The 19810-nt window shown below is 57.8% G+C and carries 22 protein-coding genes and 1 pseudogene; 16 read left to right on the top strand and 7 right to left on the bottom strand.

What is annotated here, in order from left to right; genetic code table 11:
• Window positions 1–7 precede the first annotated feature (7 nt).
• Entirely contained in the window at window positions 8–682 is a 675-nt protein-coding gene (locus BST95_RS16665; RefSeq protein ID WP_084200616.1) for a nitroreductase family protein, read from the bottom strand.
• A gap of 122 nt (window positions 683–804) precedes the next feature.
• Here BST95_RS16665 and BST95_RS16660 point away from each other — a divergent pair, with 122 nt between their 5' ends.
• On the top strand, window positions 805–1908 hold the full coding sequence (locus BST95_RS16660; protein WP_169843980.1) for an acyl-CoA dehydrogenase family protein: 1104 nt from the start codon (window positions 805–807) through the stop codon (window positions 1906–1908).
• A gap of 9 nt (window positions 1909–1917) precedes the next feature.
• Here the strand turns inward: BST95_RS16660 and BST95_RS16655 are convergent, their stop codons facing one another.
• From BST95_RS16655 to BST95_RS16635, 5 genes are all read right to left on the bottom strand, one after another.
• Window positions 1918–2598: a TetR/AcrR family transcriptional regulator gene (locus tag BST95_RS16655; protein WP_084200614.1), complete on the bottom strand. Its 681-nt coding sequence runs from the start codon at window positions 2596–2598 to the stop codon at window positions 1918–1920.
• Window positions 2599–2678: 80 nt separating this feature from the next.
• A complete protein-coding gene (locus BST95_RS16650; protein ID WP_169843979.1) occupies window positions 2679–4373 on the bottom strand; it encodes a molybdopterin-containing oxidoreductase family protein in 1695 nt (564 codons plus the stop codon).
• Window positions 4343–4846, bottom strand: coding sequence for a molybdopterin-binding domain-containing protein (locus tag BST95_RS16645; protein WP_084200612.1), 504 nt, complete (start codon window positions 4844–4846; stop codon window positions 4343–4345). Before BST95_RS16645 ends, BST95_RS16650 begins: the two co-directional genes overlap by 31 nt.
• 13 nt (window positions 4847–4859) lie before the next feature.
• Window positions 4860–5204, bottom strand: a complete 345-nt coding sequence (locus BST95_RS16640; RefSeq protein WP_084200611.1) for a putative quinol monooxygenase — start codon at window positions 5202–5204, stop codon at window positions 4860–4862.
• A 100-nt stretch (window positions 5205–5304) separates the two neighbouring features.
• On the bottom strand, window positions 5305–5733 hold the full coding sequence (locus tag BST95_RS16635; RefSeq protein ID WP_084200610.1) for a nuclear transport factor 2 family protein: 429 nt from the start codon (window positions 5731–5733) through the stop codon (window positions 5305–5307).
• A gap of 141 nt (window positions 5734–5874) precedes the next feature.
• On the opposite strand from BST95_RS16635, the gene BST95_RS16630 reads away from it, so the two are divergent.
• From BST95_RS16630 to BST95_RS16580, 12 genes are all read left to right on the top strand, one after another.
• Complete coding sequence (locus BST95_RS16630; RefSeq protein ID WP_084200609.1) at window positions 5875–7281, top strand: carotenoid oxygenase family protein; 1407 nt, start codon at window positions 5875–5877, stop codon at window positions 7279–7281.
• Window positions 7278–7709, top strand: coding sequence for a Zn-ribbon domain-containing OB-fold protein (locus BST95_RS16625; RefSeq protein ID WP_066050021.1), 432 nt, complete (start codon window positions 7278–7280; stop codon window positions 7707–7709). The genes BST95_RS16630 and BST95_RS16625 overlap by 4 nt, the downstream gene beginning before the upstream one ends.
• 1 nt (window position 7710) lies before the next feature.
• Entirely contained in the window at window positions 7711–8859 is a 1149-nt protein-coding gene (locus BST95_RS16620) for a thiolase family protein (RefSeq protein ID WP_229801608.1), read from the top strand.
• 12 nt (window positions 8860–8871) lie between these two features.
• Window positions 8872–10260 (top strand): aromatic ring-hydroxylating oxygenase subunit alpha, encoded by a 1389-nt coding sequence (locus tag BST95_RS16615; RefSeq protein ID WP_084200608.1) that lies wholly within the window; start codon window positions 8872–8874, stop codon window positions 10258–10260.
• Window positions 10250–11050, top strand: coding sequence for an SDR family NAD(P)-dependent oxidoreductase (locus tag BST95_RS16610; protein ID WP_229801607.1), 801 nt, complete (start codon window positions 10250–10252; stop codon window positions 11048–11050). The genes BST95_RS16615 and BST95_RS16610 overlap by 11 nt, the downstream gene beginning before the upstream one ends.
• A gap of 15 nt (window positions 11051–11065) precedes the next feature.
• Entirely contained in the window at window positions 11066–11821 is a 756-nt protein-coding gene (locus BST95_RS16605) for an SDR family NAD(P)-dependent oxidoreductase (protein ID WP_084200606.1), read from the top strand.
• A gap of 12 nt (window positions 11822–11833) precedes the next feature.
• Window positions 11834–12337, top strand: a complete 504-nt coding sequence (locus BST95_RS16600; protein WP_066050011.1) for a pyridoxamine 5'-phosphate oxidase family protein — start codon at window positions 11834–11836, stop codon at window positions 12335–12337.
• Window positions 12338–12439: 102 nt separating this feature from the next.
• Window positions 12440–12625, top strand: a complete 186-nt coding sequence (locus BST95_RS19970; protein WP_146004144.1) for a hypothetical protein — start codon at window positions 12440–12442, stop codon at window positions 12623–12625.
• Entirely contained in the window at window positions 12622–13332 is a 711-nt protein-coding gene (locus BST95_RS16595) for a TonB-dependent receptor plug domain-containing protein (RefSeq protein WP_169843978.1), read from the top strand. Before BST95_RS19970 ends, BST95_RS16595 begins: the two co-directional genes overlap by 4 nt.
• Window positions 13239–14714 carry a TonB-dependent receptor domain-containing protein gene (locus tag BST95_RS16590; protein ID WP_084200604.1) on the top strand — a complete coding sequence of 492 codons (1476 nt, stop codon included), beginning with the start codon at window positions 13239–13241 and terminating at the stop codon, window positions 14712–14714. The genes BST95_RS16595 and BST95_RS16590 overlap by 94 nt, the downstream gene beginning before the upstream one ends.
• A 234-nt stretch (window positions 14715–14948) precedes the next feature.
• Window positions 14949–15938, top strand: a complete 990-nt coding sequence (locus tag BST95_RS16585; RefSeq protein WP_229801606.1) for an SDR family NAD(P)-dependent oxidoreductase — start codon at window positions 14949–14951, stop codon at window positions 15936–15938.
• Between the two features lie 15 nt (window positions 15939–15953).
• The gene (locus tag BST95_RS16580) at window positions 15954–16247 is read left to right on the top strand and encodes a cupin domain-containing protein (RefSeq protein WP_084200602.1); all 294 of its coding nucleotides are present in this window, start codon (window positions 15954–15956) and stop codon (window positions 16245–16247) included.
• Between the two features lie 192 nt (window positions 16248–16439).
• On the opposite strand, the gene BST95_RS16575 is transcribed toward BST95_RS16580, so the two are convergent.
• Complete coding sequence (locus BST95_RS16575; RefSeq protein ID WP_084200601.1) at window positions 16440–16943, bottom strand: pyridoxamine 5'-phosphate oxidase family protein; 504 nt, start codon at window positions 16941–16943, stop codon at window positions 16440–16442.
• 139 nt (window positions 16944–17082) lie between these two features.
• On the opposite strand from BST95_RS16575, the gene BST95_RS16570 reads away from it, so the two are divergent.
• From BST95_RS16570 to BST95_RS16560, 3 genes and pseudogenes are all read left to right on the top strand, one after another.
• A complete protein-coding gene (locus BST95_RS16570) occupies window positions 17083–17844 on the top strand; it encodes an SDR family oxidoreductase (protein WP_084200600.1) in 762 nt (253 codons plus the stop codon).
• 6 nt (window positions 17845–17850) lie between these two features.
• Window positions 17851–18363, top strand: coding sequence for a nuclear transport factor 2 family protein (locus tag BST95_RS16565; protein WP_084200599.1), 513 nt, complete (start codon window positions 17851–17853; stop codon window positions 18361–18363).
• A 22-nt stretch (window positions 18364–18385) separates the two neighbouring features.
• Window positions 18386–19809 (top strand): annotated as a pseudogene (locus tag BST95_RS16560) (aldehyde dehydrogenase family protein).
• Window position 19810 lies beyond the last annotated feature (1 nt).

Raw genomic sequence — 19810 nt, 5'->3', positions numbered from 1 at the left:
CCTCATGTTATCCGGCGCCGTTATTGTGCCACTTGTTCAGGTGCAGGCAATCGCCGAGCGCCTTGCGCGGGGCAGGTGAAAAGTGGGTGCCCTGGGTGTAAGCAATCGGAATCATGGCCACCTGGCTGTATTCATCGGGAATCCCCAGCAGCGCGGCGATCTCCCGTTCGTAGTTGAGATGCAGTGTTGTCCAACAGGTACCCAGACCGCGCTCTCGGGCGGCCAGCATAAAACTCCAGGTGGCGGGTATGATAGAACCAAACATACCCGCGATGACGCTGGCAGGCAGGCCTGGCGTATCTGCGCGGCCCTGCATACACGGTATGAGTAGCGCCGGTATGCGGTGCAGGTTGGCTGCCAGGTACTGCGCGGAATTGAGTACCCGCGCCTGAGTTGGTGCCATCGAGGGGTCGTCCAGATGCTGCTTTAGCGGTTGGGCTTCGCTGGCCTCATAGGCGGCGAACGCCTCGCGGTAGTAGGCTGCAATCGTATCGATCAGTGATTGCTCCGTGACCAGCATAAAATGCCAGCCCTGCGAGTTTGAGCCGGACGGAGCCTGTAGGGCGATATCCAGGCACTCGCGCAGTAGTGCCGGTTCCACTGATCGGTCAAAATCGAGGCGCTTGCGCACGGCTCGCGTTGTCATAAGGACTTCGTCGGCACTCAGGTTCAGCTTGCTCATCATCTTCTCCGCGGCACTGTCCGGCTTAGGCTAGCGCATGCCTCACAAATAAAACAGTAGGGATTGATTGTTTTGATGTGATGGCCTTGCTAGCATGGCCAAAAACATCAGAGTGTATTGTTGTGGATTTTTCCCTCACCGAAGAGCAGTTACTGCTGCGCGAGAGCGTACAAAAGTACATCCAGCGCGCGGGTGGCGTAGAGCGTCACCGAACGTTGATGGCGGGCGCCGAGGGCTTTGATCCAGCGGCCTGGGCGACGTTCGCGGAACTGGGCTGGCTGGCGCTGCCGTTTGCGGCAGCCGACGGCGGCCTGGATGGCTCAGCCACTGATCTGATGGTGTTATGCGAGGCGCTGGGGCAGGGTGTGGTACGCGAGCCTCTCTTGCATACCGTCATCACCTGCGGCGCGCTCTTGGCATCTCTGGCACCGCAAGCGCTACGACAAACCTATTTGCCCGGGTTGATGGCGGGAGAGCGCCAGTGGGCCTTCGCCTTTGCTGAGCGAGGCAGCGGTTATAGCTGGGACAGCATTGAGGCCTCTGCGAGCGGCGATGCCGACAGCCTGTTTCTGAGCGGCACGAAAATTTCCGTGCTCAATGGCCACATCGCCGACTACCTGTTAGTCACGGCGCTGGTGGGGCATGAGCCGGCGTTGCTGTTACTGGATGCAAACAGCCCGGGCATTTCCCGCAACGATTTCACGGCGGTTGATGGCAGTCGCGGCGCACACCTGACGTTTGACGCGGTGGCGGCGACGCTGGTTTGCCACTTATCGTCCACGGCACTGGAGCAGGCATTGGCCCCGGCGATCATCGCTATGGCCGCCGAAGGCGTGGGCGCTATGCAGGTGTTGCTGGACGCTACCGTGGAGTACACCAAGACACGCGAGCAGTTTGGTCAGCCTATTGGTCGATTCCAGGCCCTCCAGCACCGCATGGCCGATATGTACCTCAAGCTGGAAGAGACCCGGTCTCTGCTGTACAACGCCGCTATTCTCACCGACGAGTGCAGTGAGGAGGCGCCGGCAGCGCGCGCGGGGCTCAAGGTGAAACTTGCGGAAGCGAGCCGGTTCGTTTCACACGAGGCGGTGCAATTACATGGCGGGATTGGCATGACCGATGAACTGATCGTGGGTCACTTGTTCAAGCGCTTGCTGCTGTTGTCAAAACTTTACGGTGACGGCGACTACCATTTGGAACGCTACCTGCAGTTGCGGGTAGCGTAAGCTGCCCGCTTAGCTGTTTTTGGCCGAGTGGCGGCCGATGGCGCCTGATTCGCCCTCCTGGAAAATTTCTTCCAGGCGATCTGCCAGGTAATCCAGCATGCGTTTAACACGCTTGTCGCGATTGCTGACAATCTGCCCGACAGCCATGCCTTCCATCAGGAATTTGGTCAGGTCCATGGCAATCAGGAAACGTTCGCCGTGGTCATTCCACTCGCTGAATAATTCAGAGTTGCTCTCGGCAACGTGTTGATCGAACCGACGCGTGGATTCTTCCAGAATTTCTTTCAGTTCTGCGTCGGTACGGCCGGCCACACACAGTTCGTGATAGGCAGTGAACAGGTCGCCCGTCAGGTATTGCCAGTAGGCGTCAATACCGGCGCGACGGCGTTTCTGGCCCTTGGCTGTGGCGGGAATTTTGCGCACGCGACTGCTGTAGTCTTCCAGCAACTGCTGGTGCAGGTATTCGACCGCGGCCTGGATGAGTTCTGTCTTGGAGGGGAAGTGATGCAGCATGGCACCGCGCGACACGCCGGCCGCGCTGGCGACTTTGGCGGTAGTGACATTGGTGTACCCCAGGCTGATGAAGCAATTGATGGCCGCATCGAGAATGCGGTCCCTGGTCATCGCACTTTTTTGTGCCTGCCAGCTAATATCCTGGCCTGTTGCGGCGTCGCCCTTAGCCTTTTCCATGTCCTCTCCGTTTACGTGCAAAACGTCTCGCCTGTTTGTTCCCTGCGAGCGGGCGACTATTGTAGCGCATCGCGCCCACTTTAGGGCGCGCGTTTCGTAATCGATACCGGGATACTGCTCAGCCGCGGCATGGCCGAGTAACGTTCAATCTCGCGCAGGTTGTCGATGAGTCGATTGGTGTTACTGCCCATGTTGCGAAACTGTGTATCCACGTTGTGCTCAGGGTCGGGGTTGCCGCCCCAACTGTGTGACATGGAGACTACGCCGGGCTTGATATCGTCACTGCGATGCACAATGCCAGGGATGTCGCCGTGGCGCGAGGCAACGCTGATCTCGTCGCCGTCCTCCAGGCCCAGTGCCTCCAGATCGTCCGAGTGCATAAAGGTCGGGTTATAGCTGTTCTTGGCGCGCAGCAGGCTGAGTTCCGGGCCGGTGGAATTGTGGGTGTACTTCATGCGCCGGCTGACGAGCAGCAGCGGGTAATCGCTGTTGTTCGCATCCATATCGGCATACGCCGTTGCCAGTTCATCGCCCAGTCCTTCTGGGAACAGTTCCAGGTGACCCTTTGTCGCCGGGTCCGCCGGCTCGGCGATCACGTCTGCCAGGTCATACACATGACCGCCCTCGCGCGCAGCGATCTCGTCGATGGGTACCCGCGATCCGCGTGTCATGCTGCGTAACAGGTCGAGCTTGGGTGGCAGGGTCTCCATATCGACCGGTTCGCCATTCAGTTCCAGTGTCACGCCCATGCGTTTGGCCAGTTCCCAGAACACCTGCCACTCTTCGACCTCATCGCCACGGGCGGGAACCACTGCCTGGGTATATTGGCTGTAGGGTTTGTCATGCCAGATATCGGTGAGAAGGGTGACATCCTCGCGTTCCAGGCACACCTTGGGCGCGAGAATGTAGTCGGCCAGTTGTGCGGTGGCGGACTCCTTTATGTCCACGCACACCAGCAGGTCCAGATCGGCGAGGGCGCGGTGCATTTTTTCCTGGTCGGGGCAGGCCAGCGCCGGGTTGCCGCCGACACAGATGAGTGCGCGGATTTTGTCGTCGCCAGGCTCGAGGATTTCATCCGCCATCAGGCCCGTCGGCATTTCATTGAGAGGGCCGTAAGGGGATAGCACGGTGGTTTCATAGACGTCATCGACGACGCGACTGCGCTCACCTTCCTGCAGCCACTGTGGCTGAGGCGGCATGGCCTGGGCGAACACCGGTGCCTCGGGAGTCAGTACGCCCGTGTTGGGCATGCGTTCGCCAGCGCGAGTGTGGCGGCCGCAAATGGCATTCAGGCAAAGCGACAAATGCTGCATCAGGTTGGGGTGAGGACCCATCTCCGGGCCGGTACCTGTGGCAGCAGAACCGCGTGGGCCGCGTCCAAAGATGCGTGCCGCCTCGTAAATTTGCGCTTCAGGTACGCCTGCCGCAGCCGCGACTTTTTCTGGTGTGAATGGCTGGGTGGCCTCGTCCAGGGTATCGAAGCTACGCGTGTGTTCCTCGCAGAATGCCTGTTCATAAAGGCCCTCACGAATAACGATCTGAATCATGCAGGCCAGCAGCGCGGCATCCTGACCGGGCTTGATCTGCAGGTGCAGGTCAGCCCGCTTGGCGACCTCGGATTCGCGGGGGTCGATCACAATCAGTTTCAGGCCTCGCTTGCGGCCTTCGCGCAGGGCGTTGGCGGGGCTGAACGAAGGCACGCCGCCGGGCACAGAGAAGTGTGAAATGAGGGTGTTATTGCCTATCACCAGGGAGACATCTGAATCGCTCCACATGTGATTGCCCGCCGTCCACACACCCATGCGGGCGGGGCAATGGCCACTTTGGCGGGCTGGTCGATGGTAACGCTGGTGTAGTAGGAGGGCGATTCGATGGCCCCGTGAAATGCACGTGCTACCGAGTGGGCCGCGGAGTTCTGAAATGAGTAGGTGCCGTTGTAACTCGCGATAGCGCGGGGGCCGTACTTGGCCAGAATCTCGCTCAGCTGTGTCGCGATTTCGTCCAGAGCGTCTGTGCTGGCGATAGGGGAAAGTGAGCCGTCGCTGGCGCGCTTCTGGGAGTGTTCAAAGCGCTCGGGTTGATAGATCTGCTCGAGCATCTGGCGGCCCTTTACGCAGGTATAGCCACCGTAAATCTCATTGTCTGTGTCCGGTGCGAGGGCAATCAGGCGATCGTCCTTTACCGTGGCCACCATGGGGCAGTAGGCGTGGCAGAAACGGCAGTAGGTTTTAACGTCTTTCTGGGTCATCGTCGTGCTCGAATCAGGCAGTGAAGAAGTCGCCGCGCGGACGGCCTTCAGGGTCGTACACGGGCTCCTCGAGCTCGCTGCGGAACTTCAATACCTCTGTATTTACCACGTTGTACTCCCCGAGAATGCCCAACATCTGCAGATAATAGGGACCTGCAAGATGGGCATTGAGAGCCTCTGAGCTCTCCCAGTTCTCGTACACATGGACCCGCGTTTCAGAGGTGGGGTCGGCGGCCCACACATAGTGCCTGCAGCCGGGCTGACTGCGGGTTTCTGCCATCAGTGCCGCGGAAGCGGCGAGGGCCTTGTCGCGGTCGCCATCGAGGATATCTACAGTGCCAGCTACCAGTACAGTCATGCCGTTCTCCGGAGTGTTATTGCGTTATCGTGCGGATGCATAAGACGCTAGCAGAAGCTATTCGATAAAACAATCAGGTCTGACTGCTTTTGCTCAGGCTTCACGGTAGCGGAGTGTACTCCCCGTTCAGGTCGCCGCTGCCCTGGTACAGGAACTGGTAGCTGCGGCGCTGGTAATACCATCGCCCATCCTGGCGGACGTAATCGTCGTCATAGCGGCTCAGAGCCTGCATGGACTGGCCTTCGAGGTTGCGGGTGAATTCCTGCAGATACCAGTGGCCGGTCGCGCGGTCGCCATCGATAACAAACTGGTGCGAGGAGGGCATGAGTATGGCGAATTCAAAGCCCGCCATGACCTGTTGCCAAAGCTCGACCATTGCCTGGCGGCCCTCAACGTCCATGCCCATCAGGCACCAGACGCCATCCTCAGCCCAGGTGGCCGCCCATGCATCGCTGTCACGGCGGTTGGCGGCGTCGACATAAGCGCCCATCAGGCCCTGCAGCGCCAGCTGATCCTCAATGTTATTCATGCTGTTCTCCCGGTTGTGAGTGTGACTGTAGACCGCTTTTTCAAAAAAAGAAACAAACGAGACTGTTTTTATCTTTTGGGTGCTGCTAGTATTTCGAGCAATCCGTTGATTGCCAACATAGTCATAAGAAGGGGTAGCGTTATGGATTTGAGTGCCTTTCCCTATTTGCAGGGTAATTATGCACCTGTCAGCGAGGAACGAGACCTCGCCGAGGCAGAGCTGCGCGTTGAGGGTGAGATTCCCAAGAAACTGCGCGGCGCCTTTATGCGCGACGGCGCCAATGTCGCCTTTCAGCCCAATCACTATGTCTACCCGCTTGACGGCGATGGCATGGTGCATGCGGTGTACTTCAAAGACGGTCACGTCGAGTACAAGAACCGCTGGGTGGAAACCAGCCACCTGAAAACCGAGCGTCAGTTCGGGCGCACCATTTACGGTAGTGTCGGTAAGCTGCTGGAGGTGCCCCCGGAAGTGATTGAGGCGGGCGGTGAGCCCAGTCCGGTCAGAAACACAGCCAACACCAATGTGCTTTACCACGGTGGCAAACTGCTGGCGATGTGGGAGGGCGGTTTTCCGCACCTGCTGAATAACGACTTGTCGACGGTGGGCCTGTTCGATTACGACGGCGCCCTGCAGCCCGGTGATGCGCTGACGGCGCACCCGAAAATTTGTCCCGACAGTGGCGATCTGGTCTCCTGTACTCAGCGCTGGGACAGCCCGAACTACACGGTTCAGGTCTTTGACAAGCATGCGCGCCACAAGCAGAGCATCCAGGTGGAGTTCCCACGCAAGGGCATCATCCACGACCTGCAAATCACCCAGAACTTCATTGTGATCTTCTATGCGCCCGCGTTCCACAGTGTGGAGAAAGCCATGCGCGGCGAGGATCCGTTTGAATGGCAGCCCGAACTGGGCACCAAAATTATCGTCATTCCTCGCGACGGTGTCAGCCCACAGATGACCTTTGAAACTGAGGCGTTCTTTAGCTGGCACTTCTGCAATGGTTTTGAACGCGACGGCAAGATTGTTATCGACTATGTGTGGATTAACTCCATTCCCTTTACCCAGGCACAGGGCACCGGTGTGGAGAAGCAGCCGCGACGCATGTACCGCATGACGCTAGATCCCAAGAGCCGCGCTGTGACCAATGAACAGTTCTCCAATGTCTTCTGCGAATTCTCGCGCATTGATGAGCGCCTTATGGGCAAGGACTATCGTCTCGGTTTTGCCACATGTACGAACAGGGACTGGGGTGATGCCCACGGTTATAACTGTACTGGCAGTTTCGATTTCGAGACCGGTGAAGTGGCACTGTGGGAGTACGGTCCCGAGGCCAATGCCGGTGAACCCGTGCATGTGCCCAACCCGGACAGCGATCGCGAAGAGGATGGCTGGCTGATGTGTTATGTGCACAACCCCGGCGAAGGTCCGTTCCTGAGCATTATCCAGGCGGGCGATGTGGCTGCTGGTCCGGTTGCCAAGGTGCATATACCGGGCCGCGTGCCCAATGGATTTCACGCCAACTGGATGCAAGACCTCACTTTATGATGAATCGAGTTGCCATTGCCGAGGGCCTGTTCACCTGGCCATCGGAAAACCCCGCGCTGCTTGGCAGCCGCTGTAAAAACTGTGGTATTGCGCAGTTCCCTGCGGGCGATTCCTGCATGGCATGCGGTAGTCAGGAGGTCGTCCGTGAAGAGTTGCCGCGCCGCGGCACATTGTGGACCTGGACTATTCAGCAGTTCATGCCCAAACCCCCTTACAACAGCGGCGAAACTATGGAGACCTTTACGCCTTATGGTGTCGGTTACGTGGAATTGCCTGGCGGTGTGCGGGTGGAAGGTCGCCTGACGGAGAACGACCCGGCCAAGCTGGAAATCGGTATGGAGATGGAAGTGGTGTTCGACACATTCCGCAAAGACGAAAACGGCGATGAGGTTGTGAGTTTCTTCTTCAAGCCGGTGCAGGACAACTGATATGGACATGGATGTAGCAATTGTTGGTATCGGGATTCACCCGTTCGGACGCATGCCCGCCTTGAGTGGCATGCAGCAGGGGGCTGTGGCCGCCCGCGCCGCGCTCAAGGATGCAGGGATTGAATGGAAGGATATCCAGTTCGCGTTTGGTGGCAGCGCCAGCTCGGGCAACGCAGACGCGCTCAGCAATGAACTGGGTCTGACGGGTATCCCGTTTATGAATGTGGCAAACGGCTGTGCCACCGGTGGTAGCTCACTGATTTCGGCTTACAACACGATTAAATCGGGCCTGTTCGATCTCGGGCTGGTGACCGGTTTTGATAAACACGATCGGGGCGCTTTTGACGCAGACCCGGCAGCGCTGGGACTGGGGCAGTGGTACGGCGAGGTGGGCATGATGCTGACCACGCAGTTCTTCGCCATGAAAATACAAAAATACATGCACCAGTTCGGCATTGGCAAAGACACCCTGGCCAAGGTAGCGGAGAAGGCTTTCATTAATGGTTCACTCAACCCCAATGCCTGGCGGCGCCAGCCGGTGCCGGTTGAGGAGATCGCCAACTCAATGATGGTGAACGACCCTCTCACCAAGTACATGTTCTGTGCGCCCGCTGAGGGCGGCGTTGCCCTTGTGCTGTCTCGCGCAGACAAGGCCCACCTGTACACCGACACCCCCATCTATCTGAAGTCGGCGGTGCTCAAGTCGCGCCGCTACGGCTCTTTCGAAGTGTTTGCGCCCAGCCAGGCGCTGGTAGAAGCAGAGGGGCCAACCTACGACGCCGCCAAGGCCGCCTTCGAAATGGCCGGTGTCGGGCCAAAGGACATTGATGTCATGCAATTGCAGGACACGGAATCCGGCGCTGAAATCATGCATATGGCAGAGAATGGCTTTTGTGAACACGGCGAACAGGAGCACCTGATTCAGTCGGGCGCAACGCATATCGGTGGTTCCATGCCGGTGAACACTGACGGCGGATGTCTGGCCAACGGTGAGCCGATTGGTGCCTCAGGGCTGCGCCAGGTCTATGAAACGGTATTGCAGTTGCGCCATCAGGCTGGTGACCACCAGGTGCCCGGTGAACCCAGGCTCGGATACACCCACGTATACGGCGCGCCCGGCATCAGCGCCGTCACCATTCTGCAGCGTTGAGAGGTTAGTGATATGAGCAGAACGATTGAGCTGGCAGACGGGCGCAAGGTTATTCGCTCCGATGGTGAAACCTATCAGGAGATGCTGGATAAAGAGACCAATCCGGTGCCTGATGCGTTGCGCGAGAGTACCGACACCTTTCTTGGTTCAGAGAATATTCCCACAGACCGCTACCTGAGTCGCGAATTTCACGACAAGGAAGTGGAGCACATGTGGAATCGCACCTGGCAGGCCGTGTGCCGGGAAACTGAAATCGGTCGCCCGGGTGATTTCTTTACCTACGATATCGCGCGCTATTCGATTGTTGTCACCCGCACCGAAAGTGGCGCCATCAAGGGATATCACAATGCCTGCCTGCACCGGGGCAGAGCCCTGCGGAGTGTGGAGTCCGGCACTGCGCGTGAATTTAAATGCCCCTTCCACGGTTTCCGTTGGAGCCTGGAAGGCGATTTCCTCGGGGCGCCCTGCCAATGGGATTTCCCGCACATCAAGGAAGAGGAATTCTCTCTGCCTGAAGTGCTTGTGGATACCTGGGGTGGTTGGGTGTTTATCAACATGGATTTGCAGGCGGAATCCCTGCAGAGCTACATGGGTATTTTACCGCAACACTTTGAGCGTTGGACACCGGAGAATACGTTCAAGGCGCTGCACATCGAGAAAGTCATTGAGTGCAACTGGAAACTCGCCTGGGAAGCGTTTATTGAGTCCTACCACACGGTGGCCACGCACCCGCAAATCATGACGTATCTGGGCGATTCCAACTCCCAGTACGATATCTGGGGCGACAATGTCAGCCGTACGATTTCGCCTATGGGGGTTGTCAGTCCTCACCTTGAAGACATTCCTCCGAACCAGACGGTGAACGAATGGTTGCACCATGCAATGGCGCTACCAGAGGACGAGACGCTTGAAGTCCCCGAAGGGATGAGCGCGCGCGAATACCTTGCTGACTTTTATTTCAAAATGTTTGGCGAACAGTATGGCGTCGATGTGGGGGCTTTCAGTACCCAGAGCGAGATTATGGATTCGATTCTTTACTCGCTGTTCCCAAACTTTGCGCCCTGGGCGGGTTTTCAGCCCAATCTCACGTACCGCATGAAGCCCTATGGTGATCGCCACGATATGTGCACGATGGAAATCATTTTCCTGATGCGCTACCCGGAAGATCAGCCGCGTCCGGATGACGTGCCTGTGCAGCGCCTGGACAAAGATCAGCTGTTCTCTGAGGCCGAAGGTATGGAAGGTGGTCTGGGCAAGGTATTTGACCAGGACTTCTCTAACCTGAAGATGGTCCAGAAGGGGCTGCACAACCTGCGCACCGGTGAAGTGGTGCTCGCCAACTATCAGGAAGTGCGTATTCGCCATTTTCACCAAACGCTGAGCAAGTACATTGACGACTGAGTTGGACGCGCGCGCTCAGGCGTTACTCGCGCCGTTTTCACTGCAAGGCAAGGTTGCGCTGGTCACGGGCGCGTCCAGCGGATTTGGGCGCGAGTTTGCATACGCGCTATCGGCGGCGGGCGCGAGCGTGGTACTCGCGGCACGTCGTATCGATCGGCTCGAGGAGGCTCGCGACGCCATTCTCGACGCGGGTGGCAAGGCGATGGCTGTGGCTATGGATGTCACGGACCGGGTTTCCATTGACGCGGCGCTGGATGCCGCTGAAGCAGAATTTGGCACGATCACTGTGGTGATCAACAATGCCGGTATCAGCATGCCCCAGCCGCTACTGCATATGGAAGATGAGGCCTGGGATAAGCTGATCAACACCAATCTCAGTAGCGTTGCCTATGTCACCAAAGCCTGCGCAGCGCGTATGGTCGCGGCTGATGTTGCAGGAAGTATTGTCAATATCGCCTCGATTCTCTCGATTCGCGTGCAGAGTTTTCTCACCAGTTATGCGGCGGCCAAAGCCGGGGTGGTGCAATTCACTCGCGCCGCGGCACTGGAGCTTGCGCAACACAATATTCGCGTCAATGCGCTGTGCCCTGGCTACTTTGCCACGGAGATTACCAGTGACTGGCTGGCCAGTGCAGAGGGCGCGCAGCTTAAGTCGCGCATTCCTCAGCAGCGCGCGGGCGAAATTGAAGAGCTGTTCGGGCCGCTGCTATTGCTGGCCTCTGATGCAGGCTCGCACATGACCGGGACGTCGCTAGTCGTCGATGGTGGTCACGTGCATTCAGAACTATAAAAACAGGGAAACACAATGGGTAGTCTGACAGGAAAAACCGCCGTCATTGTCGGCGCTTCCGGCGAAGAAAACATTGGCGTAGCGATTGCACGCAAGCTGGCCAGCGAGGGCGCCAACGTGGTTGTCTCTGCGCGCCGCCGCGAGCCCTTGGAGGCGCTGGCCAATGAGATCGGCGGACTCGCAGTGGCGTGTGATGTCACGGACGAGGCGCAGATCGAAGCCTTGTTTTTCAGCGCGATCAACACCTATGGCAGTGTCGACATCGCGGTATTTTCTGCCGGGGTGTATTCCTCAGTACTGATTGCCGAACTCACTGCTGAAGACGCGCGACCGACACTGGAAGTGAGTTTTATCGGCGCACTGCTGTTCTTCAAGCATGCTGCCGCGGTTATGTCTGAAGGCGGCTCTGTCATGGTGGTGTCATCGCTGACCGCGCGACTTCCCGGCCCGACTCTGTCTGTGTATTCGGGTGCCCGCGCGGGTATCGACTACGCCATCAAGGTGGCTGCTCAGGAGTACCAGGGGCAGAAAATTCGTTTCAACTCCATTGCGGCCGGCTTGATCGAAACTGACATGACCGGGCCATTGTTCGAAGTGGAGCCGATTATTGCAGCCCACGTTGCCGAGACGCCGGCAGGGCGTATGGGCACCCTCAATGACATGGCCGAGGCGGCATTGTTCTTCGCGGACGGCGCACGTTCCGGATTTATCAATGGTCAGATCCTCGATCTGGCGGGCGGTCAGCAGACCGGTCATTTACCACGTTTTTAACGGGAGGCCATTGTGCAGGGCTACGAAGACGTCACACTTTACAAATTGTCAGAGGAGCGCGAGCAGGAGCTTTTGCGCAAGCAGGTGGAGTGCAACTTCATCTGGACGAACAAGGAAGGTCACGGCATGGGCGTGATCATGAACTATGTGGCCAGGGACGGATCGATCTGGCTGACGGCAACCAAACAGCGCCCCCGTATTAAGGCGTTACAGCGCGATCCGCGTGCGTCGGTAGTGATCACGAGCATGGGCACCGATATGGGGCCCGGCAAGCAGATCACCTATAAGGGCAGGGTGGTGCTCCATGAAGACCAGGCCACCAAGGATTGGTTCTATCCGGCCATGGCCGACATTATTTCGCCGTATCCGGCCCCCACGCCCGAGGCGGCCATGCAGCATCTTGATACACCGCTGCGGGTGATTATCGAACTGATTCCGGAAATGGCGCTGAAGTTCGATGGCGATGCGATTTCCAAAGCCTCCTACGACGGCACAGTACCTGGGGGCGATTCCTGATTTTGAGAGCTGATCTCTCCAAGCAATAACCAGGGAAGGTTTCGGTGTTTTTCTGCGGTACCAATAGCGTTTGCAAGCGCAACAATAAGAGGTGACGAACCGATGAAACAACGATGTATGCTTAAAACTGTGCTGGCCTGTGCTGTGGCCGCCTCGGGTGTAACCGCACCCCAGGCCATTGCCCAGTCGGAACGCGTTGCACTGGAGGAGGTGATCGTCACCGCCCGGAAACGGGAGGAGTCTATGCAGGACGTTGCCGTGACAGGACCTCGCTTACCGAAGAGTTGAATCGCTCGACGGTCAGGTCCATCCGGGATGTCGAAAACTATGCCCCGAACGTCAACATTGACCGTATTGCCGGCAATAATGGCGCGTCCATTTCTATTCGCGGTATCAGCTTCCAGGAGACTGACAAGAGTGTCGATCCGCCCGCTGGCGTCATTCTTGATGGCGTGTACATGGGTGTTGTGGCTGGCGGCCTGCTGCACAACTTTGATATGGAGCGTATTGAAGTTCTGCGGGGTCCGCAGGGAACACTGTTCGGTAAAAACACAACGGCAGGTGCACTCAACATTGTGCGCAGCGCTCCCACCGGCGAGTGGGGTGGCAAGGTTCAGCTAACCGTTGGCAGCTGGGATTTACGCGAGTTGCGCGGCTTGTTGAACACGCCGCTGGGCGAGAACGGTGGCCTGAAACTGTATGCCAGCGCCAGCCAGCATGATGGCTATATGGAGGCGACAGTCTACGACGGTGACCTCGGTGCCCAGGACTACACGCAATACGGCGCCAAGATTTTCTATGAGTTCACTGAGAATTTCGATGTTTCGTTCACCGCCGAGCGGATTGATGATGAGTCCGATGTGGGTGCCTGGTCGAACTTTAACAGCTTTGCTGATCTTGCCTGCCTGATTTCAGTGGGCGGTGTGCCGCCTGCCGGTATTCCCCGGAAGCCAGTGGCGCGCCCTTTGGGAGTGGCTGTGAGGAACTGGACGTAGACAGCGCTGAGGATAACTCACCGCAGAATGCACCGAACACCTCGGATGTGACCAACGAGTTCTACAACCTGACTGCCAACTGGACGATCGGCGATTGGATTCTGACCTCGATTACTGGCTACATCGAGCGGACCGAAGATTTCCGAGTAGAGTATGACGCGGCACAGGTGGAGTTTCTGACCGTGCTCGCTGAGCAGGAGTATGAGCAATTCAGTCAGGAGCTGCGCATTAATGGCGATCTGCCCCAGAATATTAATCTCACCGCGGGTCTCTACTACTGGAACTCGGAATACGATCAGTTCCAGGAATCCTTCGACATGTGGTACTACCTGGGCATTGGCTTTGGTCCCGAGGGTGGTCTTTGGCCTGGCGCGGTGTCCAGCCAACTGGACGGCACTGGTGAGAACGAAGCCTACTCTGCGTTTGCCTCCATGGACTGGCAGTTGACCGAGCGACTGATGCTGAACCTGGGTGGCCGCATTACCCAGGAAGAGCGCAAGCTTGCGACCGGTACCCCGAACTTCATGCTCAACCTGCCCGATGGCAGAGCGATGGAAATTATGCCCGGCGGACAGGTGCAGAACTTCAAGGATGACTGGACAGAGTTTTCTCCTCGTATTGCGCTGTTGTATGACATCAGCGACGACATGATGGTGTTTGGCTCTTTCGCCAGTGGTTTCAAGAGCGGCGGTTTCTTCGCTCGTACCCAGAACGTGGATGACATTAATTCCTACGACCCCGAGTATGTGGATACCTACGAGATCGGCCTGAAAAGCGAGTGGTTTGACAACCGCCTGCGTTTCAACGCGACCGCCTTCTACAGTGACTACACGGACAAACAGGAAGAGGTGATTACCAATCTGGGTGACGGCAACGTGACCACGATCGTAAACAACGCAGCAGACGTGGAAATCTCGGGCCTGGAGCTTGAACTGACCGCGCAGATTTCCCGCAGCCTCAGCGGCTTCCTGAACACCGGGTTTATCGATGCGGAATTCTCCGATTTCACCGTGTCTGATTCCGAGGGCAATCCGGTAGACAACTCTGGCCTCGAGTTGCGCAATGCGCCGGAATCTACATTGAATGTGGGGCTGGATTACTACCTGCCCATGGGCGCCATTGAGTTAGGTCTGCACTACAACTACCGCTGGCGCGATGAGTATCACACTATTCTCAATAACGATGAGCGTGGTCTCGTCGATGCCGGTGGTTTCCACAGTGCCAGTGTCGATCTGAACTGGGGTGAGCATTTCACCATCAGTGTGTACGGCCGCAACATTGGCGACGAGCGCTATGCCCGGGTGATCCCCATTGGCATCAGCACGTTTGGCCAGTACAGCCCGCCTGACCACTACGGTGTCGAATTGAACATGTCGTTCTAATAGCGTTGGAGTGAGTTGAGGCCCCTGCCGTTCGCGGTAGGGGCTTTCTTTTTGGTCGACTTAAGCAGTCCGTAATTGAATTCCATAGATTGCTTGGCAGTGGCCAGACCATTGCGCGGAGTTTACCCGGGGGTTTTAACCTGCTCTAATGTTTGTAGTGTTCAGGCCGCATACGTGGCCGGGGCTGATTCGTGACGGGGCAAAGCTATGCAGGGAATAGGCAGAAGAACCTTTATGCAACTGGGGGTGGCGACGGCTGCCACTGGTCTGGTGGCGTGCGATAGCAGCGGTTATAGCAAGGTGCCTGACAGGCGTTTTCCCGTGGGCAGTTTCAGCGCGGATGCCACGGCCGAGTCCGTGGCCAGCGGCCTGAATCTCACAGGCAAGACAGCGCTGGTTACCGGGTGTAACTCTGGCCTGGGTCTGGAAACCATGCGGGTGCTCGCTGCTCGTGGCGCTCATGTGATTGGCACCGGTCGCACACTTGAGAAGGCGGAGTTGGCCTGCGCGAGTGTGGCGGGGGAAACAACGCCGGCGGTGCTTGAACTGTCGGACTTTCAGTCTGCGGTCGACTGTGCACAGTTCCTGGCGTCATTGGATCGGCCGCTGGATATGGTGGTGGCCAACGCAGGCTTTAGCGGCGATACCGAGTTTGTGCTCGACGGCGGTATTGAACAGACTTTCCGCGTGAATTATCTCGGCCACTTTATTCTGCTTAATCGTATCCTGCCCCTGGTCCATGCGGCAGACGCGGGGCGCGTCATTCATCTGTCCAGCGCCGCAGCCTATCTTCGGGCGCCCGCGGGCGGTATTGATTTCGACAGCCTTTCCACAGACAAAGGCCTTAGCCGTCTGCAGAAATATGGTCAGTCGAAACTCGCCAACGCGCTGTTTTCGCTACAGCTCGCGAAACAGTTTGAGGGTACTTCTGCGACGTCCAATTCCCTGCACCCGGGTATGGTGGGTACCAGCATTGCGAGAAGTTATCCTGCCTGGTTTCGGCGCGCTTACGATTCCCTGGCCCCGGTGGTGGGCAAGTCTGTCGAGGAGGGCGCGGCCACCCAGGTGTATCTTGCGGCGCACCCGGAAGTTGCGGGTGTGAATGGCGCCTATTTCGAAGACTGCACTGCCACGCTCGTGGAGGGAGATAGCTACCTCCACGACGAGGCCTTGGCGGATACCCTATGGCATGCCTCATTGGACATGACTCGCGATTACCTCTAGGCGCGGCCAGCACATATGTATCTTGACGACCCCGATCCCCTGAGTGTGTTGCTGACACGCCTCGAATTGAGCGCAAAGGTGTATGTGAACGGCATGTTTTGCGGTACCCGGGCTGTCGATACAGGGGGCTCACGACGCATTCCGTTTCACCTGATCGGTAGTGGCGAAGCCTGGCTGCACTTCGAGAGCGAAGTGCCGCAAAAGCTGCAGGTACAGGATTTGGTCGTGTTTCCGCGCGATGCGCATCAAATCATTTCCGGCCAGGATGACGTCATTGGCATCGGTCTCGACACCGGCCATGGTTACTGACGAAAGGGCCATCGATACAATACCGGCGAGTATTTGGAATACAGACATGGTGTTCTCCATAGGTTGTTGTACACGACGGACGCTATAGTAGTCAGCGTCCGTCGCCCGGCCTATGTCTGAAATCCGGATGGATATGTCTGTTCGTCCGGAGGTGCCTGCACAGCAGACGACACTCAGGATCTGGCCAGGGGCTCAGTCTGCGCTCAAGGCCTCGGTAGTGGCATTTTGCATGACCCCGCCATCGAAGCTGATGGTCTTCTCCGGTACCACTTCGATGATAATGCGCATCGGGGTGTCCAGAAATTCAACAAAGGCCTCAGGTGTGGGTGCCGGGCTATTCGCGTGGCGGGCAAAGTCGGGGTAGAACCAGTCTTTGGTTTCCTGGTCCTTGTGCAGAATGGCGGTGCCCTTGAAGGTGATCGATTGACTGATCTCGGCGTCCACGCCGGCGCTGGAAATCACCACGCTGCAGCGGGGGTCACGGGCCAGGGCTTTCATCCGGGCCCGCTGTTCGGTGGCGGTGCACCAGATACGGCCGTTGCGCCAGATATAGCTCATGGTCACGCCCAGCGGATGCCCCTGTTTATTGGCCCAGATAAAGGTCAACTCGTTCTGTTCCAGCAGCAGCTTTTCCATTTTCTGGTTGCTGAGACCATACTTGGTCACATCGTCGTAGTTTTCCACCTTGTCGTTCACGTTTTCTCCCAATTCCGCCGGTTGCGGGGTGTTGTTATTCTGAATATGATAAACAGTACAAACTGACTGTTTTTGTGATGTTATCACTCGATAGAGTGAAAGCAAGCAAAGGCTTCTCGAATTCATAAGGACAAAAACTATGGGGCGCGTAGCAGGAAAAGTGGCACTGGTAACCGGTGCAGCATCGGGCCTGGGTCTGGCTATTGCCAGCCGATTGGCAGAAGAAGGGGCATCGGTGGTACTCACTGATGTGGCGCGCGAGGCTGGGATGGCCGCTGCTGCGCAACTGCCCAATGCCCGATTTGAGTATCTGGATGTCACCAGTGAATCGGCGTGGGAGTCGCTGCTGCAGTCCATGGATAGCCTGGATGTTCTGGTTAACTGCGCCGGTATCGTTGAGCTGGCCAGCATCGAGCACACCACCGAGGCGCTGTGGCGCAAGATCAACGCCGTGGGCGCGGATGGCACCTTCTTTGGCTGCAAGCATGCCCTGGCGCTGATGAAAGCCAACGGCGGCGGCTCGATCGTCAATATGTGCTCAACAGCCAGTATTCAAGGCGGGCCGAATATCTTTGCCTATGCCGCTTCCAAGAGCGCGATTCGTGGTATGACCAAATCCGTGGCCTGCCTTTCGACCCAGGAAGGCTACGGTGTGCGGTGTAACTCAGTGCACCCTGGCAATATGCAAACACCCATGCTTAGCCGCATGTACGATGTGGTGAAAGCACATGACCCGGAGGCCGCCGCCCAGATGGACCGGCTGTGGGTGGGTGACCCTGTTGATGTCGCCAATATGGTGTTGTTCCTGGCATCGGATGAGTCGCGCTCAGTGAATGGCGCAGCTATGGTGGTGGATAACACCACTACGATCACAGAGGGGGCCGTGCTCAAGCACGAGTAAACCGCAATGACAGTAACTGACGTAAGCCTGGAAGAACGGGCGGCGATTATCGATGTGTATAACGCCTACGCCGAAGGCGTGGACACCAAAAACTGGGCTATGGTGCGCAACTGCTTTGCAGACGAGGTTATGATCGATTACCAGACCGGCGCCCACGACCGCGACCCCAATGTTCCGTGGCCCGCAGATGAGTGGGTCGGCGGCATCAAGGCGGTGATCAATGGCTTTGATATCACTCGCCATATCATTGCCAATCATCGCTTTGAGCGCGATGGCGATGCGGTGATTTGCCGGGCCTACCTTACCGCGGATCACATCATCTGGAAGCATGGCGAACCGGAAGAGCCGAATGCTGCCCCGGATGAGTTGAGCCGGGTGGTGGGCGAATACACGAATCGCTGTCAGAACATTGACGGCGCGTGGAAAGTGGTCGCATCGCGGCTGACGGTGACTTACTCTACCGGCCCGGATGAACTTTTTGTCACAGCAATGCAGCGTGCCGCTGCTATAGTTGAATAACCCGAATAACAGGAGCTCTGGAATGCGCGAATACGACAAGTTTTATATTAATGGCGAGTGGGTCGACCCGGTAGAGCCGAAGTCGATGGATGTTATCAACCCAGCCACCGAAAAAGTGTGCGCACGGATTTCCATTGGCTCCGCCGCTGATGTGGACAAGGCTGCCAAGGCTGCTAATGCCGCGTTCGCCAGCTTCAGCCGCACCAGTCGCGAGGAGCGGGTGGAGCTGTTGGGTGCGATCTGCGAGGTTTACCAGAAGCGCTACAACGATATCGCCGACGCCATTACGGAAGAAATGGGCGCTCCCACTGCCCTGTCGGTACACGCCCAGGCGGCCACCGGTATTGGCCACCTCTCTACGGCGATGGAAATCCTCAAAACCTTTGAGTTCGAGGAAGCGGCGGGCCACAGCCGGGTCTTTAAGGAGCCGATCGGCGTGTGCGGCATGATTACCCCCTGGAACTGGCCGATAAACCAGATTACCTGCAAGGTGGGGCCCGCACTGGCCGTGGGTTGCACTGTGGTGCTGAAACCCTCCGAGGTGGCGCCTCTGTGTGGCTACATCTTTGCTGAGGTGATGCACGAGGCGGGCGTTCCTGCCGGTGTATTCAATATGATTAACGGCGACGGTGCCGGCGTGGGCACTGCCATCTCCTCGCACCCGCTGATTGAAATGGTGTCCTTCACCGGTTCTACCCGGGCGGGCTCACTGGTGGCACAAAACGCCGCTCCCAGCGTTAAACGTGTGACCCAGGAACTCGGCGGCAAGTCGCCCAATATCCTGCTCGACGACGTCAACCTCGAAGAGGCGGTCACTCGCGGCGTTATGCACATGTTCCAGAACACCGGACAATCCTGTAATGCGCCGTCGCGCATGCTGGTACCCGGGCGAAGATGGAAGAGGCCGCGGCTATTGCCGCCAATGCCGCCGCCACGGTTGTGGTTGGCGACCCCCGCGCCGAAGGCACCAGCATGGGGCCGGTGGTCAGCGAAGTGCAGTGGAACAAAATCCAGGGCCTGATTCAGGCGGGTATCGACGAAGGTGCGGTGCTGGCCTGTGGCGGCGTGGGTCGCCCCGAGGGTATCGACAAGGGTTACTTCGTACAGCCCACCGTGTTCAGCAATGTGAACAACGACATGACCATTGCCCGCGAGGAAATCTTTGGCCCGGTGCTTTGCATCATGCCCTATGATTCACTCGACGAAGCCATTGCCATTGCCAACGACACACCCTATGGCCTGGCCGGGTATGTGCAGGGTGAGGACATGGATCAGGTGATGAGTGTTGCGGGCAAGATTCGCGCCGGCAATATCAACATCAATGGCCAGTCTGGCGACCTGATGACCCCCTTCGGCGGTTACAAGCAGTCGGGTAATGGCCGCGAGTGGGGTGCCCATGGCTTCACCGATTACCTCGAGATCAAGGCTATCGCCGGCGCCGCATAAG

Source organism: Halioglobus japonicus (assembly GCF_001983995.1).
Lineage (GTDB): Bacteria > Pseudomonadota > Gammaproteobacteria > Pseudomonadales > Halieaceae > Halioglobus > Halioglobus japonicus.
This window is presented reverse-complemented; position numbering and strand designations above follow the sequence as displayed.